This is a genomic window from Hylemonella sp. GW821-FHT12C09, assembly GCF_058807395.1.
In genome coordinates, this window is the sequence record NZ_JBXAQQ010000001.1 from 561499 (window position 1) to 578243 (window position 16745).

At 62.0% G+C, this 16745-nt stretch carries 15 protein-coding genes; 12 read left to right on the forward strand and 3 right to left on the reverse strand.

Annotated elements, in window-relative coordinates:
- The first annotated feature begins 72 nt into the window (after positions 1 to 72).
- The 9 genes from AC1RRP_RS02765 to AC1RRP_RS02805 all read left to right on the forward strand — a co-directional run bounded on the left by AC1RRP_RS02765 (position 73) and on the right by AC1RRP_RS02805 (position 10584).
- On the forward strand, positions 73 to 2280 hold the full coding sequence (locus tag AC1RRP_RS02765; RefSeq protein WP_493033020.1) for a heavy metal translocating P-type ATPase: 2208 nt from the start codon (positions 73 to 75) through the stop codon (positions 2278 to 2280).
- Positions 2277 to 2777 carry a signal peptidase II gene (lspA, locus tag AC1RRP_RS02770; RefSeq protein ID WP_493033022.1) on the forward strand — a complete coding sequence of 167 codons (501 nt, stop codon included), beginning with the start codon at positions 2277 to 2279 and terminating at the stop codon, positions 2775 to 2777. Before AC1RRP_RS02765 ends, lspA begins: the two co-directional genes overlap by 4 nt.
- A gap of 135 nt (positions 2778 to 2912) precedes the next feature.
- Complete coding sequence (locus AC1RRP_RS02775) at positions 2913 to 3404, forward strand: DUF2059 domain-containing protein (RefSeq protein WP_493033024.1); 492 nt, start codon at positions 2913 to 2915, stop codon at positions 3402 to 3404.
- A 75-nt stretch (positions 3405 to 3479) separates the two neighbouring features.
- Positions 3480 to 3833, forward strand: a complete 354-nt coding sequence (gene czcI, locus AC1RRP_RS02780) for a cation efflux protein, CzcI family (RefSeq protein ID WP_493033026.1) — start codon at positions 3480 to 3482, stop codon at positions 3831 to 3833.
- A 129-nt stretch (positions 3834 to 3962) separates the two neighbouring features.
- Positions 3963 to 5333, forward strand: coding sequence for a TolC family protein (locus tag AC1RRP_RS02785; RefSeq protein ID WP_493033028.1), 1371 nt, complete (start codon positions 3963 to 3965; stop codon positions 5331 to 5333).
- A gap of 13 nt (positions 5334 to 5346) precedes the next feature.
- Positions 5347 to 5898, forward strand: coding sequence for a hypothetical protein (locus AC1RRP_RS02790; protein ID WP_493033030.1), 552 nt, complete (start codon positions 5347 to 5349; stop codon positions 5896 to 5898).
- Positions 5895 to 7016 (forward strand): efflux RND transporter periplasmic adaptor subunit, encoded by a 1122-nt coding sequence (locus tag AC1RRP_RS02795; protein ID WP_493033031.1) that lies wholly within the window; start codon positions 5895 to 5897, stop codon positions 7014 to 7016. The genes AC1RRP_RS02790 and AC1RRP_RS02795 overlap by 4 nt, the downstream gene beginning before the upstream one ends.
- 16 nt (positions 7017 to 7032) lie before the next feature.
- Positions 7033 to 10152, forward strand: a complete 3120-nt coding sequence (locus AC1RRP_RS02800; protein ID WP_493033033.1) for an efflux RND transporter permease subunit — start codon at positions 7033 to 7035, stop codon at positions 10150 to 10152.
- Between the two features lie 54 nt (positions 10153 to 10206).
- Positions 10207 to 10584: a hypothetical protein gene (locus AC1RRP_RS02805; RefSeq protein WP_341922266.1), complete on the forward strand. Its 378-nt coding sequence runs from the start codon at positions 10207 to 10209 to the stop codon at positions 10582 to 10584.
- Between the two features lie 289 nt (positions 10585 to 10873).
- On the opposite strand, the gene AC1RRP_RS02810 is transcribed toward AC1RRP_RS02805, so the two are convergent.
- The 3 genes from AC1RRP_RS02810 to AC1RRP_RS02820 all read right to left on the reverse strand — a co-directional run bounded on the left by AC1RRP_RS02810 (position 10874) and on the right by AC1RRP_RS02820 (position 13404).
- Positions 10874 to 11167 carry a CopK family periplasmic copper-binding protein gene (locus tag AC1RRP_RS02810; RefSeq protein WP_493033034.1) on the reverse strand — a complete coding sequence of 98 codons (294 nt, stop codon included), beginning with the start codon at positions 11165 to 11167 and terminating at the stop codon, positions 10874 to 10876.
- Between the two features lie 167 nt (positions 11168 to 11334).
- The gene (locus AC1RRP_RS02815) at positions 11335 to 12720 is read right to left on the reverse strand and encodes a heavy metal sensor histidine kinase (protein ID WP_493033035.1); all 1386 of its coding nucleotides are present in this window, start codon (positions 12718 to 12720) and stop codon (positions 11335 to 11337) included.
- A complete protein-coding gene (locus tag AC1RRP_RS02820) occupies positions 12721 to 13404 on the reverse strand; it encodes a heavy metal response regulator transcription factor (protein WP_057675105.1) in 684 nt (227 codons plus the stop codon).
- 153 nt (positions 13405 to 13557) lie between these two features.
- Between AC1RRP_RS02820 and AC1RRP_RS02825 the strand changes: the two genes are divergently transcribed.
- From AC1RRP_RS02825 to AC1RRP_RS02835, 3 genes are read left to right on the forward strand one after another with little or no spacing between them, the layout of a single operon-like run.
- Complete coding sequence (locus AC1RRP_RS02825) at positions 13558 to 13884, forward strand: hypothetical protein (protein WP_493033036.1); 327 nt, start codon at positions 13558 to 13560, stop codon at positions 13882 to 13884.
- Positions 13881 to 15314 (forward strand): TolC family protein, encoded by a 1434-nt coding sequence (locus tag AC1RRP_RS02830; protein ID WP_493033037.1) that lies wholly within the window; start codon positions 13881 to 13883, stop codon positions 15312 to 15314. The genes AC1RRP_RS02825 and AC1RRP_RS02830 overlap by 4 nt, the downstream gene beginning before the upstream one ends.
- 17 nt (positions 15315 to 15331) lie before the next feature.
- On the forward strand, positions 15332 to 16744 hold the full coding sequence (locus AC1RRP_RS02835) for a multicopper oxidase family protein (protein ID WP_493033038.1): 1413 nt from the start codon (positions 15332 to 15334) through the stop codon (positions 16742 to 16744).
- Position 16745: the final 1 nt, after the last annotated feature.

Consider the following 16745-nt stretch of genomic DNA (forward strand, 5'->3'; position numbering starts at 1 on the left):
GGTTATTGCATCTTAGCGGCTTGACTCTATAGCCGCTACAGGGTTTCCAATTCAATCCAACAAGGAGTGGACATGCAAGGACAGAACCTCTCAGAACAAGTCAAAGACATCGGATGCGCCTGCGACAGCGGCTGCAGCAGCATGCCCGCGCCTGCCCGCGTCGAGGCAGGACAGCCCGGGGCACCAGGCACGGTTTTTCGCATCCCGAGCATGGATTGCGCTTCTGAAGAAGGCGAGATCCGGCACGCGTTGGCTGGCATCTCGGGAATTCAGGGACTGAATTTCCAGTTGTCTGCGCGCACCCTGCGTATCGATGCCCCGGCCGAAGTCCTGCCGCGCGCCCTGGACGCAATTCGCCAGGCCGGCTTTGATCCCCAGCCCGTAGCACCGCTGGGACAGGCTGACCCGCATGCACCCATGTCCGAGGGGCTGTGGCGTCTGGGCGGCTCCCTGCTGCTGGCGGTCGCCGCCGAGCTGCTGGACTTCTTCGCGCCCGAGACGGCTCTGTACAAGGGGGCAGGCATGGCCCTGGCAGCGGCAGCCATCTGGCTGGCAGGCTTCTCTACTTACCGCAAGGGCTTTACCGCGCTGCGGCAGGGGCGGCTGAACATCAGCGCCTTGATGACGGTGGCTGTCACGGGCGCCTTCCTGATTGGTCAATGGCCGGAGGCGGCAATGGTGATGGCGTTGTACGCCATCGCTGAACTTATCGAAGCGCGGGCCGTGGACCGGGCACGCAATGCCATCAAGAGCCTGCTGGATCTCACGCCGGACACAGCCGAAGTCCGCCAGCCCGATGGTGAATGGAAGATGCTTGCTGCGGCCGATGTTGTGCTGGAAGCCATCGTCCGGGTCAAGCCCGGCGCGCGCATTCCGCTCGATGGTGTGGTCATGACGGGCAACAGTGCGGTCAACCAGGCCCCGGTGACGGGCGAGAGCATGCCGGTGGACAAGGTCACCGGCGATCCGGTCTTTGCCGGCACCATCAACGGCACCGGCGCGCTCGAAGTGCGCGTGACGGCCGCCGCCAGCAACACCACATTGGCCCGCATCATCCAGGCCGTGGAACAGGCCCAGGGCAGCCGTGCACCGACCCAGCAGTTCGTGGACCGTTTCGCCTCCATTTACACCCCGGCGGTGTTCGCGCTCGCCGTGGCCGTGGCACTGTTGACGCCCTGGCTCATGGACCTGAGCTGGATGGAGGCCCTGTACAAGGCTCTGGTCCTGCTGGTCATCGCCTGCCCTTGCGCTCTGGTGATTGCCACGCCGGTCACGGTGGTCAGCGGCCTAGCCTCGGCGGCGCGCCGCGGCATCCTCATCAAAGGCGGGGTCTACCTCGAAGGCGCCCACAAGATCAAGGTCATTGCGCTGGACAAGACCGGCACCATCACCGAAGGCAAGCCCCGGCTGGTGGCCACCGAGGCGCTGCCCTCGCCAATCCCCCAAGCACAGGTGCTGCGCTGGGCGGGCGATCTGGCGGGTCATTCCGATCACCCGGTGTCCAAGGCCATTGCCCAGGGACTGGATCACAGCAATGGTCAACTGGAACAGTTCACGGCTTTGCCGGGTCGCGGCATCCAAGCCCGCAACGACGGGCAGACGCTGATCCTGGGCAACCATCGCCTGGTCGAGGAGCGGGGCCTGTGCAGCCCGGCGATCAAGGCAAGGCTGGCGGAACATGAGGCCCAGGGGCGGACCGTGACGCTGCTGGCCATGGACAGTCAGGTGCTAGCCCTCTTTGCCGTGGCTGACACCATCAAGGAAAGCTCACGCGAGGCCCTGTCCGAGTTACATGCACTGGGGGTGCGTTCGGTGATGCTGACGGGCGACAACCCGGCCACGGCGCAGACCATCGCCCGGCTGGCCGGTATCGACGATGCCCGCGGCAATCTGCTGCCCGAGGACAAGCTGATTGCCATCGAGGACCTGCAGGCACGCCACGGTGCCACCGCGATGACCGGAGATGGCATCAACGATGCGCCGGCCCTGGCGCGTTCCGACATCGGCATCGCCATGGGCGCGGCGGGCACGGACACGGCCATGGAGGCGGCCGACGTGGTCATCATGAATGACGACCTGCGCCGCATTCCTGAACTGATCCGGCTGTCCCGCCGAACCCGGGCCGTGCTTTGGCAGAACATCGTGCTGGCCCTGGGCATCAAGGCTGTCTTCCTGGTGCTGACCGTCCTGGGCAGCGCCACCATGTGGATGGCCGTGTTCGCCGATATGGGGGCGAGCCTGATCGTGGTGTTCAATGGCCTAAGGCTGTTGCGCAAATGAACTTCATGCCGATTTCAAACTGGCGCTGGCATGGCCTGGCATTGCTTGCTGCGATGCTGGATCAGGCGAGCAAAAGTTTGATCACCAAGACCTTTGCACTTGGAGAGCAAGTTCCTGTCACCACATATTTCAATCTGGTTTATGTACTGAATCCTGGCGCTGCCTTCAGCTTCCTGGCTGATGCGGGTGGTTGGCAACGTTACTTCCTCATCGCTCTGGCGCTGCTTGTATCTGTCTGGCTGGCGTTCTCGCCAAAAACGCAAGGTCCTCGCGACGAGGCATTGGGCTTGAGTCTGATACTTGGCGGAGCCGTTGGCAATGTCCTGGATCGCATGATCACGGGGAAGGTCGTGGACTTTCTTGACTTTCATTGGAATGAAATGCACTGGCCCGCATTCAATCTCGCCGACGTGTTCATCAGCATGGGTGTGTGGGCGCTGATCTGGACATCCTTTCCAGAAAAACCATCAAAAACTTCACCCCCCATTAGGTTCTGAAAAATCCTCATGCCTCATGAATTGCAGGATCGACAAAAGTTCCAGCGGCACCTGGGTCCGCTGGCTGTGCGTTGACGAATCTTGGTAATCGGAGTAGCGTCATTTCCCCATTGGGGTTTTCAAGGAGATTGCTAAATGAAATTAGCAGTACTGACAGGGGCATTGGTCTTGGGACTCATGGCTGGGGCGCCCGCTCATGCACAGCCATCCGGCAACCCCGACAAGAATGCGCAAGCGCAGTCTAAAGCGTCCAATCTCACAGACTTTGACAAGCAGACGGCACAAATCCAGGAAAACATCCAGAAGATGCAGGAGCAGATGGACAGGATTCGTCAGACACAAGACCTCCAAGAAAGACAAAAATTGCTCCAGGAACACTGGGCGACGATGCAAAACAGCATGGGGATGATGCAAGGCATGTGGGGGCCTGGCGGGATGATGGGCGGCCACATGAGAGGAGGTCCGATGATGGGCTGGCGTGGGATGGAGGGCTACTATTCCAGACTCACCCCGGAGCAGATGAAACAACGTCAGTACATGATGGATCAATACATGGGGATGCAGCAGCAGATGATGAATCACATGATGATGCATCAGAACTATATGTGGAGACAGCCCTCCAAGTAAGCAAAATCTGAAGCATGTTGTGGCTGCTCGGTCGATCGTCAATCTGTCAAATACTTTGTGGCTAGAATAGCCCGCATGCGTCGCTGGTCCATCATTTTTCTGCTGACACTGCTCCCGCTGCAACTCAGCTGGGCAGCGGTGAGTACGTATTGCCAGCACGAAACCGGCGCAGCGGCCCAGCACTTCGGCCATCACGAGCATCAGCACCATGCTGATGAGACGGCCCAGGACGGCAACGGCACCAAGATACTGGGTACCGTTGACGCAGATTGCCCGGTCTGCCACGCAGGCTGTGCCACGGCCCTGCATGAGTCCCCCGCTATGCCCTTGTTGTACTCGGCCTCCGATGTGCACACTGGCCCGCGATTCCTGCTCTCTTCGCCTAATCCCACCCTGCCTGAACGGCCCAACTGGGCCCGCCTCGCCTGATCGGCGAGGTAGGCATCCCTGCCCACTTCCGTGACCTGGCGCATCGCTGATGCGCTTGGTACACCTATAGCGATCTACTGATCGCGCCTCGCCGATTCCCCAAATGTCTTTCCCATTTTGGAGAATCGCATGTCGCGAATCGAACGGAATTTATGTATCGCACTGGCCGCGCTGGGCTGGAGCATCGGCGGTGTCTGGGCCCAGCTCAAGCCGCCTCAAGCCATTCCTGACCCTGCTCAGCCCCCCCACTTGGCGTCACCGCCACAACTTGGTTTTCGTCTGGCACCACCATCGGCATCGGCGAACACCCCGGTCCTCACGCTGGCCGAAGTGTTTGACGCCGCCTGGCAGCGCCAGCCTGAGGCCAGGTCGCTGCAGGCTCGCCAGGATGCTGCCGCAGCGCGTAAGGAAGCTGCGGCCAGCTGGACGGCGGAACCCGTCGCCCTGGAGCTGTCGGGCCAAACCGACCAGATGAACAACAACCTGGGTCGTCGTGAATACACGGCTGGTGTCGCCGTCCCTCTTTGGCTACCAAACGAGCGTTCCCGCAGCATGGTGGTCGCGGAAGCCGAACAACGTGCCATAGCAAGCAGCACCCTGCTGGCGCAGCTGCAGACGGCTGCCGAAGTACGTGATGCCTACTGGTCGTGGCAACTGGCCCGGATCGGTTTCGTGCTGACGCGTGAGCGTCTTCTCAATGCCCAGCAACTCACGGCCGATGTCAGCCGCCGTGTACGCGCCGGCGATCTGGCACGGGCCGATCAGCACCAGGCCGAGGGTGCACAAGCCGGCGCCGAAGCCGAGCTGGCCGAGGCCTCCAGCGCCCTCGCGGCGACAGGTCAGCGCCTGCGGGCGCTGAGCGGCTTGAACCTGCCAACCGACACCACGGTCCCGTCCGAAGCCTTGCCTGCCGAACCCCAACCGGATATTCCGCAAGATGCGGCGGCCCTGGGAGAACGGCATCCCGCGGTGGTTGAACTGCTCAACCGGACCGAGATCGCGCGCAGCTCGGCCGAGCTGGCCCAGGCCAGGACGCGGGGCACGCCTGAGCTGATGCTGGCCACGAGCCGGGAGCGCGGAGTTTTCGGTGAAAACTACCAGCAAAGTGTCACTGTCGGCGTGCGCATCCCCTTCGGCTCGGACAGTCGTAATCGCGCCAGCGTCGCCACTGCCCAGGCGCAGGCCATTGAAGCGGAAACGCAGCTCGGCCTGGAGCGAGACCGCATCCAGACCAGTCTGGACGGCGCCCGTGTACGCCTGGAGTCGGCCCAGACGCAACTCACGGCGGCTGAGCGACGGGCCCAACTGGCACGTGAATCACGCACTTTTTTCGAGAAATCCTTCCGCGCCGGCGAGACCGATCTGCCCACACGCCTGCGCATCGAGCTGGAAGCCATCGCCGCCGAACGACAGGCCGCCCGCTCCCGTGTCGAACTCGCCGCCGCCATCTCGGCCCTGCGTCAGGCCCTGGGCCTGCTGCCCCAGCAAAGTACCCCGTGAAACGGAAACCATCATGAAACGACTCCAACAACTTCTTGCCTTGAGCCTCACGGTCCTCACCCTGGGCATCACCCCGCCCAGCTGGGCGGGCCCCGGCCACGACCACGGCGAAGCCCCAGCCATGTCAGAGGGATCCGCATCCCCGCGTTTCACGGCGGTGTCCGAGAGCTTTGAGCTGGTGGGCATCCTGCAGGGCAGGCAGCTCACGCTGTACCTGGACCACAGCGCGGACAACAGCCCGGTCGCCGACGCGCGCCTGGAACTCGAACTGGCCGGGCAGAAGATTCCCGTCCAGGCCCAGGGCATCGGTGAATTTGTCGCCTCCCTGGCCCAGGAACTCCCCCCTGGACAGCACGCCGTCATGGCCACGGTGGTCACCACCCGTGAAACCGATCTGCTCGCAGGTGAGCTGGATCTGCACGAGGACGAGCATAGCGATGCGCAGACCGATTTCCGCGCTTGGCTGATTTATGCGGGCCTGGCCCTCGCGGTTCTGGTCCTGCTCGTCTGGGACCTGCTTCGTCGCTTCGGCCGTCGTCATCCTTTCCTGGGAGGTGCAGCATGAACACCCAATACCTGAAATTCATTCCTTCGTTCGCCACTGCACTGCTCTTGGCCGTTGGCTTCCCCTCAGTCTGGGCTGGCGAAGGGCATGACCATGGTGATGCCCCCGCCGCTGTCAACGGCAATGGGCCCAAACGACTGCCCGATGGCAGCGTCTTCCTGCCCAAACCGGCCCAGCGGCAGCTGAACGTGCGCACCGCTACCGTCAGTCTTGCCGAGCTGCCCCGCTCGATCGAGCTGGCCGGCAAGGTCGTCATGGACCCCAATGCCGGCGGCAAGGTCCAGGCCATGGTTGCGGGGCGTATCGAGCCTGGTCCCCGCGGGCTTCCCAATGTGGGCCAGAACGTGCGCAAAGGCCAGGTGCTGGCCTATGTGATCCCTTCGACCGGGCTGATCGAACGCTCCAACCAGTCCGCCCAGCTGGCCGAACTGCGCGCGGCCAGGAGCCTGGCAGAGAAGCGCCTGGCCCGCCTGCAGGAACTCGCGGACACCGTGCCGCGCAAGGAACTGGAAGCCGCCCAGAGTGAAGTCGACAGCCTGGGCGAGCGCGTGGCTGCCGTAGGCGCGGGCCTGAGCAATCGCGACGCGCTGGTGGCCCCGGTGTCCGGCGTGATCGCCTCCAGCCATGTGGTCGCGGGCCAGGTTGTGGATGCCCGCGAACTGGTCTTCGAGGTCATCAACCCGGCACGCCTGCGCATCGAGGCCCTGGCCTACGACGCCGAGGTGGCCCGCAATGTGGCGGGCGCCAGTGTGGCCATCGGGACGCAATCGATCCGTCTGGGCTTTATCGGAGCAGCCCGCAGCCTGCGCGAGCAGGCACTACCCATGTTGTTCCGGGGCGAAGGCGCTGCACTTTCCAGCCTGGCCGTAGGACAACCGGTGAAGGTCTACGTCCAGACCGCGACGCGCGTGAGCGGCCTGCGTGTCCCTGCCGCCTCGCTCATGAAAAACCCCGCCAACCAATCCGTGGTCTGGGTCAAGAAGGCGCCGGAGCAGTTCGAGCCACGCGTGGTCACCGTCGAGCCGCTGGATGGTGCCTCCGTGGCCATCACCTCCGGCCTGCAGGCCGGCGACCGGGTGGCTACCCAAGCTGCTGCCCTGATTAACCAGATCCGCTGACCGGGAGCCCCGCATCATGTTCAAGTGGCTCCTCGATAACAGTCTGGGCAACCGGCTGCTGGTGATCATCGCCAGCTTGGTGCTCATGGCCTATGGCGCATTCACGCTCTCACGCACACCCGTGGACGTGTTTCCAGATCTCAACAAACCCACGGTCACCATCATGACCGAGGCCGGTGGCATGGCCGCGGAAGAGGTGGAACAGCTCATTACTTTCCCCCTGGAAACGACCATGAACGGTCTACCGGGCGTGGAAAGCGTGCGGTCCGTCTCCAGCGCAGGCCTGTCCTTCATCTATGTCACTTTCGACTGGAGCACGGAAATCTTCCGGGCCCGGCAGATGGTGTCGGAGCGGCTTTCTGCCATGGAGGAAGGTTTACCGCCTGGGGTGACCCCGCGCATGGGGCCCATCAGCTCCATCATGGGCGAGATCATGCAGATCGCGATCCCGATCGACACCAGCAAGATATCTCCCATGCAGGTGCGCGAGTACGCCGACTGGGTGCTGCGCCCCCGCCTCATGGCCATCCCCGGGGTGGCACAGGTCATCCCCATCGGGGGGGAGGTGCGCCAGTTCCAGGTCCAGCCCAACACCAGCCGCATGGGGGAGCTCGGCATTACGCATGAGCAGCTGGAGTCCGCGCTCAAGGGTTATTCCTCCAACACCTCGGGTGGTTTCCTGGAACTCAACGGCCGCGAGTACCTGATCCGCAACCTGGGCCGCACCTCGCGCCTGGATGATCTGAAGAACCTTGCGCTCACAACCCGCAACGGCCAGCCCATCCTGCTGCGCCAGCTGGCCGATGTGACCTTCGCCCCGGCCCTCAAACGCGGTGATGCCGGTTTCGAAGGCAAACCTGCCGTGATTCTGGGGGTGCAGAAGCAACCGGCTGCGGACACCATCCACCTGACCCGCTCCATCGAGTCAGCGCTGGAAGCCATGCAGCGCTCCCTGCCGGTCGGCATGGACAGCCCGAAAGTGACGTTCCGGCAAGCCAGCTTCATCGAGGCATCCATCACCACGCTGCAGGGCAAATTGATTGGCGCTTCTATTTTTGTAGCACTGATCCTGTTCTTCTTTCTGGGTACGCTGCGGCCAACCATCATCGCGCTGACCGCCATCCCGGTGTCGATTTTCGTGACGGCCCTGGTGTTTCGCTACTTCGGCTTGTCCATCAACACCATGACGCTGGGCGGCCTGGCCATCGCCATCGGTGGCCTGGTCGACGATGCCGTGGTGGGGGTGGAAAACGTGCTGCGCCGCCTCAAGGTGGACCGTGCCCAGCACCCCGACCACCGCCTGCACCCCTTGGAGCTGGTGGGTGCAGCCACCATGGAAGTGCGTTCGGCCATCCTGTACGCCACGGTCATCATCGTGCTGGTCTTCCTGCCCTTGTTTGCGCTGCCGGGCATGGAGGGGCGCCTGTTTGTGCCGCTGGGCATCGCCTTCATCGTTTCCACCTTGGCCTCGCTGGTGGTCTCGGTGACGGTCACACCGGTGCTGTCCTTCTACCTGCTGCCAAAGATGAAGTCCCTGGACCATGGGGACACCCGCCTGCTGGCCTGGCTCAAGCGCAAGTACCAGACCAGCCTGCAGGATGTGCTGAACCGGCCTCGTGCGGCGCTGGTCACGGCGGCAGTCGCGGTGCTGGTTTCCTTGCTGGCGGTGCCATTTTTCCCCAAGACTTTTCTGCCGCCTTTTAATGAGGGAACGCTGCTGGTCGGACTGCGGCTCAACCCGGGCGTGACCCTGGCCGAATCCTCCGCTCTGGCGCAGCAGGCCGAGACGCTGGTCAAACAGGTTCCGGAAGTGATCCACGTGGGCCGTCGCAGCGGTCGGGCCGAGCTGGACGAACACGCCGAGGGTGTGCATGTGAGCGAGCTGGACGTGGGCCTGCTCCCGGCTGGTGAGCTCAAGCGCACCATGGGCGAGATCTCCGCCGACATCCGCTCGCGCCTGGTCAATCTGCCGGCGGCCATTGCCATCGGTCAGCCAATCTCGCACCGCATCGACCACATGCTCTCGGGGGTTCGTTCCCAGATCGCCATCAAGATCTTCGGCGACGACCTGGACACCTTGCGCGGGCAGGCCGATGTGCTGCGTGGCCGGCTGGCCACGATTCCGGGCATGGCCGACCTGGAGATCGAAAAACAGGTGTTGGCGCCGCAGATCAAGGTCCGGGTGGATTACGCAGCTGCAGCGCAGTACGGCGTGCCGACCCCTCAGATCCTGAGCACGCTGCAAAGCCTGGTCGAAGGAGAAAAGGTCACCCAGATCGTTGAAGGCAGCCGGCGTTTTGCCCTGGTAGTGCGCCTGCCTGAATCCGCACGCTCGGTCGAGGGTCTGGGCAACATCCTGCTGGAGACACCCTCCGGGCGGGTGCCCCTGTCGCGCATCGCGACCATCGAAGACGGGGATGGCCCCAACCAGATCAGCCGCGACGACGGCAAGCGGCGCATCGTGCTGTCGGCCAATGCCCAGGGCCGGGCCTTGTCAGAGATCGTGACCGATATCCGCCGGGTCGTCACCGAAACCCGGCTGCCCGAGGGCTACTTCATCACCCTGGGGGGGCAGTTCCAGGCGCAGGAGGAAGCCTCACGTCTGGTCGGCCTGCTGTCCATCGTCTCGCTGGTGCTGATGTTTGTCGTGCTGTACAGCCGCTACAAGTCCGTCATCCTGTCCGCACTGATCATGGGCAACATCCCCCTGGCCCTGGTGGGGGCCGTGCTGGGGTTGTGGCTGTCCGGACAGCCGCTGTCAGTGGCGGCGCTGGTCGGGTTCATCACGCTGGCAGGCATCTCGGTGCGTAACGGCATCCTGAAGGTCAGCCACTACCTGAACCTCATGCGCAGCGAAGGTGAAGGTTTCGATCACAAGATGATCCTGCGCGGCTCGATGGAGCGGCTGAGTCCGGTGCTGATGACAGCGCTGGTCACGGCCTTTGCGCTGGCACCCTTACTCTTCGAGGCCGAGCGCCCGGGCACCGAGATCCTGCACCCCGTGGCGGTGGTGATCTTCTCGGGCCTGATCAGCTCCACCCTCCTCGACACCTACCTGACTCCCGTCATGTTCTGGCTCTTTGGTCGCAAGGACGCCGAGCGCCTGCTCGATGACCGCAGTGCCGAAGCGTTCTGAACCCATGCAAACCGAGTTTTTTCCTGCAGCCCTACCTCAACGAAAGGACGTTCCATGAAGTTACTAGCATCTATCACAGCGCTTGCGCTTTTCTCGGGCACCGTGGCACATGCTGCGGGCCCACACAGCCATGGCGAAAAACCTTTGCATGGCGGCGTGGTCGCAGAAGCCAGAGACATCGACTTTGAACTGGTAGCGCAGCAGGACAAGCTGCGCCTCTACCTGCGCGATCACGGCAAGAAAGTTGACGTGAACAACGCGACCGCCACACTGACCTTGCTCAATGGAGCGGACAAACAGGAGGTGGCACTCGTGCCGCAGGACGAATGGCTAGGCGCTGCCGGGGAATTCAGGGTTGCCAAAGGAACCAAGGCGGTAGCTGTGGTCAAGCAGGCTGGGAAAACCGTGACGGTCAGGTTCGTCCTGCCGTAAAGCTACCGCGATTCAGGCGACTGGGGTTGTCGGAGGACGGTTCTGCCGGACAGATGTCAGTTGCCTGTTTCAGATTCGTGGTTACTTGAACTTGAACCCGCGCATGACATACAGATCAGACTATAAAAGATGGCCGTCATCACAGTGATCAGATGGACCCGCTGAAACTTTCGGGTGAAAGAAATGCCACGAGTCTTGGCGAGATCACTGGATCGTCGGCAAGACTCGTGAGGTACAGATTCAAAGGGGCAAAGGCATCTCCTCAAACCGGGTATGCCTAAATGACAGATCAGTTCTCGTGACCTTGGCGCTGCAGGAAGTCCAGGCGAGCACTCTCGCTGCTGGTCATGGAGATCTTCTGGCCGTCAGCTGTGTCCAGGACTTGGCCTTTGGGGAGATGGACGGCGCGGTCGAACTTGTCGGCCACTGCCATCATTCCGTCCTTGAAAACGAATACAGTGCCGCCGTCCTTCAGGCGGTAGGTCTTGTCGACATTGTTTGCCAGCGAGTCGGTGGCAAAAGCGGTCGATGCCAGGGTACTGAGCACGACGGCAGCGAAGAGCGAGGTGATTCGGGTGTTCATATCAGGGCCTTTCTTGAAATACAGATGCAATGTCAATCAATGCACTTTGTGCGAATGCACGTTATGTATTCTGTCGATCAGCCCTGACATGAAGATGTGCCGGCGATTACATTTGCGTTAGTTCCAATGCGCCGCTGCCTGAGTAAGGGTATTGTCTGAGTTCATACTCATGTAAGTCTGACTTTTCTGAACTCCAGAGTAAATCTTGTTCGGCCCTGAGCGGACGAAACTTCGATCTTCCCTCCGTGTGCTTCAACAATTGCTCGTGTGATGGCGAGTCCCAATCCAGTCCCGTCAGAGTCCGGCTGCGCTCGTGATGGATCCGCACGATAGAAGCGGTCAAACAGCCTGGGCATGATTTTCGGGTCAATGCCGTCACCCGTGTTCTCCACAGAGACTTTGGTTGATTTTTCGGTATCGCTGATCTCGATGCAGACCTGCCCAGCCATCTTTGTATGTCGCAAGGCGTTGGACAACAGGTTGCTCACCGCTCTGCGAAACATCAGCCGATCGCCCAGGATATTGCCGCTGCCGTGCAGGCTCATGCGTACGTTTTTTTCATCGGCCACGGCCTCGTAGAAATCCAGCAAAGCCTGGGCCTCCTGTTCGGCCGAGAAAAGCTCCTTGCTGGGGAGCTGGAGCCCTCTTTCGGTCTTGGCCAGAAAGAGCATGTCGGACACCATGCGTGCCAGGCGCTGGAACTCCTCAGCGTTGGAGGCCAGGATGTCGCGATAGGTGTCGGCATCACGTCGATTGGACAAGGCCACCTGCGTCTGCGTCAGGAGGTTGCTGATGGGCGTGCGCAGCTCATGCGCCAGGTCCGACGAAAAATCGGACAAGCGCTGGAAATCCTGCTGCAACCGATCCAGCATGTGGTTAAGCTCATTGGCCAGATCGGCCATTTCGATGGGCACGGCTTCGACCTGCATGCGTTGATTGAGCTGCTGGCCACTGACGACCGAGGCTCTCGATTTCATGGCGCGCAGCGGGGCCATGCCCTGGTGAGCGGCGAACCAGCCTGCAAACCCGCTGACCAGGGTGGCGAGCACGGCATAAAGCGCCAGAGTGTGCTGCAGCTGCGCCATGAAATGAGTGTGGTGCTCGGTGTCGATGGCAACCAAGATCAACATTTCAGTAGATTCACCGTGATTGGTCTTTGACCACTGTGCAAGACCGTGGTAAGCGCGCTCTCGACTGCTCCAGCGCAGGGATTTTGGGGTGCTCCCTGGTTCGGGGAGTGCCGCCGCATCGGGCAAGTTGAAATCATCCGATTCGAAAAAGACGCGGCCATGCACGTCTTTGATGAGCACATAGAGACCGTGGTGATGGTCCAACGCCTCCTTCAATCGAACTTGAGCGTCTTGTGTTGAGCTGGACCTGGCGAGCAACTCTCCAACCAGTCGTTGTTTGTCTTGCAAAACAATGTCGTCCAGGTCAATGAAATGACGTTCGGACGCCACCAGAAAAATGACGCCCAGGCCCAAAACGATCGCCGCGGAGAGCAGCGTGAAGAACAGGGTGAGACGGGAGGTCAGAGACAGAGACCGAAGCACTCAGGACTCCTCCGGGACTTCCAGCACGTAGCCCATGCCGCGCACCGTCTGGATAAGCTTGACCTCACGGCCCTCGTCGACCTTGACCCGCAACCGCCTCATGGCTACCTCGATGACATTGGTGTCCCCATCGAAGTTCATGTCCCACACCTGGGAGGCGATCAGGGAACGCGGAAGGACCTCGCCCCGGCGACGCATCAGTAACTCCAGCAATCCGAACTCTTTGGCGGTCAGATCGATTTTCCGCCCCCCCCGAGCGACACGGCGACGCAGCAGATCCAGCTCCAGGTCGGCCACCAGCAGCGTGGTTGGCTCTGTGCCACTGCGGCCGCGTCGCAGGATGGTTCGCACCCGGGCGAGCAACTCGGCGAAGGAAAACGGCTTGACCAGATAGTCGTCGGCGCCAAGTTCGAGCCCCTTGATGCGGTCTTCCACCTGGTCGCGTGCCGTGAGAAACAACACTGGCATCTGCAGCCCACGTTTGCGTATGGCCTGAAGGACTTGCCAGCCATCGATGCCAGGCAGCATGACATCCAGGATGACCAGATCGTAGGGCTCCTGGAGGGCTTGGTGCAACCCATCCGTTCCATCTCGCGCCAGATCGACCACAAAACCAGCCTCCCCCAGACCCTGGCGCAGGTACTCCCCAGTTTTGTGCTCGTCTTCAACGATCAATATCTTCACGCATGCACTCCACAGCCGACTGGGCGTCAGTTTGACAAGTTTCTGGCCTTCGTCAGCAAGATTACAGAAATGTAATCCGTAAGTCAGCTTTCTGACGGCGTCGGATTCTCAGAATCACCCCATGAAATCAGCGAGTTACCCCAAGAGGAATCCATGACCATCCCTACCCACAGCCTGTCCTTCGGAAAATTGCTTTCCTGGACGATGGCGCTGCTTGCCGGCTCAGCCATGGCGCAGACCACGGCCGAGCAGACCCCGCCACCGGCACCCCCGGCACAATTGACCTACACCTCGCCCCTGAACGGGTATCAGGCCTACGCTGACCAATCGGTCCAGTCCTGGCGGGAGGCTAATGACACCGTTGGCCGTATCGGGGGATGGCGCACCTATGCCAAGGAAGCCAGAACGGCTGAGCCTGCCAATGACACGGCACCTTCGTCTGCGGCCCATGAAGGGCATCACGGAGGTTCCAAGCGATGAGACGCACTCTGCAATCGAGCGGAGCCAGGCTCGCGATATCGGCCGTGACTCTGGCGGTTCTGTCCGGCTGCGCCAGCGTCAGTCTCGAACAGAACGTCAGCCGCGTGAACGACGAGGCTAGCAGCTTCACGGAGAAGAAACTGGCGCTTTCGCGCACGGAGCAGGAGCGCAAGGAGCGGGCTGACGCCGCCCAGGCACTCCTCACCCAGCCTCTGGGGCAGCGCGAAGCAGTACAACTGGCCTTGGTCAACAGCCCCTCCCTGCAGGCCTTGTTGGCCCAGGGCTGGGCGGAATCGGCCGACGCCGCCCAGGTTGGCCGGATCGCCAACCCAATTTTCAGCTACGAGCGCATGGTCGCGGGCGATGAGCTGGAAATTGGACGCGCTCTGTCGTTTGGTCTGCTGGACCTGCTGACGCTGCCGACCCGCCAGGGGATTTCCCGCTACCGCATCGAGCAGTCGCAGCTGCGACTGACCAGCGAAGTGGTGGACCAGGTCACGCAGGTCCGCCAGGCCTGGGTGCGTGCCGTTGCGGCGCAGCAAACCCTCCGGTATGCCCGTCAGGTGTACGAGAGTGCAGAAGCCACCGCCGAGATTGCCCGGCGCATGCAGGCCGCGGGCAACTTCAGTCGCATCAGCCGTGCCCGCGAGCAGGCCTTCTACGCGGATGCTGCCACACGCCTGGCCACGGCCAACCATCAGGCCACGGCAACGCGGGAGGAGTTGGTCCGCCGGCTGGGGCTCGATGAAGCACAGGCCCCACTGCTCAAGCTCCCCGAGCGCTTGCCTGATCTGCCCAAGCAGGCCATCGATCCCCAGACCGCAGGTTCGTACGCCACGCGCAACCGCCTGGATATCCGGCTCGCACAGACGAACTTCGAGGCTTATGCCAAATCTCAGGGTTTGACCACGGTGACCAGCCTCACCGACATCGAACTCACGGCGCGTCGCAATACCAAGACCGACAGCGCAACGGGCAGCCGTTCAGATCCGCGTGGCTATGAAATCGGGGTACGGTTGCCGATTTTCGACTGGGGTGGCATGCAGCGCGATGCGATGAGCGCGCGTACGCTGGCCGCCGCCAACCAGCTGGAAGCCACAATTCGTGCGGCCGGATCCAGCCTGCGCGAGAGCTATTCCGGCTACCGCACCGCCTACGACGTGGCGCGCCATCACCGCGATGAGGTCGTGCCGCTGCGCAAGGTGATCTCAGACGAGAACCAGCTGCGCTACAACGGGATGATCATCGGCGTTTTCGAGCTGCTCGCCGACGCCCGTGATCAAGTCAATACGGTCATTGCCGCCATCAGCACAGAGCAACAGTTCTGGCTGGCTGACGCAGCCTTGCAGGCTTCCCTCATCGGGCGTCCGACCAGCACGACGCTATCCGCAGCAGCGCCTCCTTCCGGTGCTGCCGCCGCCGGCCATTGATTTCCAGGGAATCCGCAATGACATCCAGAAGAGATTTTTTCAAGTTAGCAGGCGTCGCTGGTGGTGCTGTGGCAGCGGCCTCGGTCAGCCGCGTGGCCATGGCGGCCCTGCCCGAGCCGGTCATCCAGACCAGCCCAGACACCATGGCCCCATTGATTCCCAACAGCGGCCGACCCTACAACCCGGTGGTCACGCTCAACGGCTGGACCCTGCCCTGGCGCATGAACCAGGGCGTCAAGGAGTTCCATCTGGTGGCCGAACCGGTGGTCCGCGAGATGGCACCCGGGTTCAAGGCCCATCTCTGGGGCTACAACGGTCAGAGTCCCGGGCCCACCATCGAGGTGGTCGAGGGCGACCGCGTACGCATCTTCGTGACCAACAAGCTGCCGGAACACACCAGCATCCACTGGCATGGTCAACGGCTGCCCAACGGCATGGACGGCGTTGCCGGCCTGAACCAGCCAGCGATTCAACCCGGCAAGACCTTTGTCTACGAGTTCGTGGCGCGCCGGCCGGGCACGTTCATGTACCACCCACATGCCGACGAGATGACGCAGATGGCCATGGGCATGATGGGCTTCTGGGTGACCCATCCCAAGGTCAAGAACCCGCTGATCGACGAGGTTCAGAGAGACTTCTGCTTTCTCCTGAACGCCTTTGATATCGATCCTGGGAGCTACACCCCCAAGATCATGACCATGCTGGACTTCAATCTGTGGTCCTGGAACAGCCGTATCTTCCCCGGCATCGACTCCCTGAATGTCCGCCTGAACGACAAGGTCCGGATCCGGATTGGCAATCTGACGATGACCAATCACCCCATCCACCTGCATGGCCATGAGTTTCTGGTGACTGGAACCGATGGCGGGCCCACACCGAAAAGCACGCGCTGGTATGAGGTGACCACCGATGTCGCGGTTGGCCAGATGCGCCAGGTTGAGTTCCTCGCGGACGAGGAAGGCGACTGGGCCTTCCACTGCCACAAGAGCCACCACACCATGAACGCCATGGGACATAACCTCCCTACGCTGATAGGCGTGGACCACCGCGGCCTCTCCAAGAAGATCAACAACCTGATCCCGGACTATATGGTCATGGGGGAGCGTGGCATGGCGGACATGACGGAAATGGAGATGCCCATACCCGACAACACCGCCCCCATGATGACTGGCGAAGGCCCGTTTGGTTCGGTGGAGATGGGTGGCATGTTCAGTGTGCTCAAGGTTCGGCGCGATCAGAAGCCCGGGGACTACAAGGACCCGGGGTGGTTCAAGCATCCCGAAGGCACGGTGGCCCACGAGTACGAAGGCCCGCTCAGCGAGCCTGCGAGGTTCAAGGCCGAAGGCGGCCAATCCATGCCTCGTGCGCAGACCCCCAGCCAACCGACCGAAGTCAAAGTTCGCAAGCCTCAGTCCCACAGCGGGCACTGAA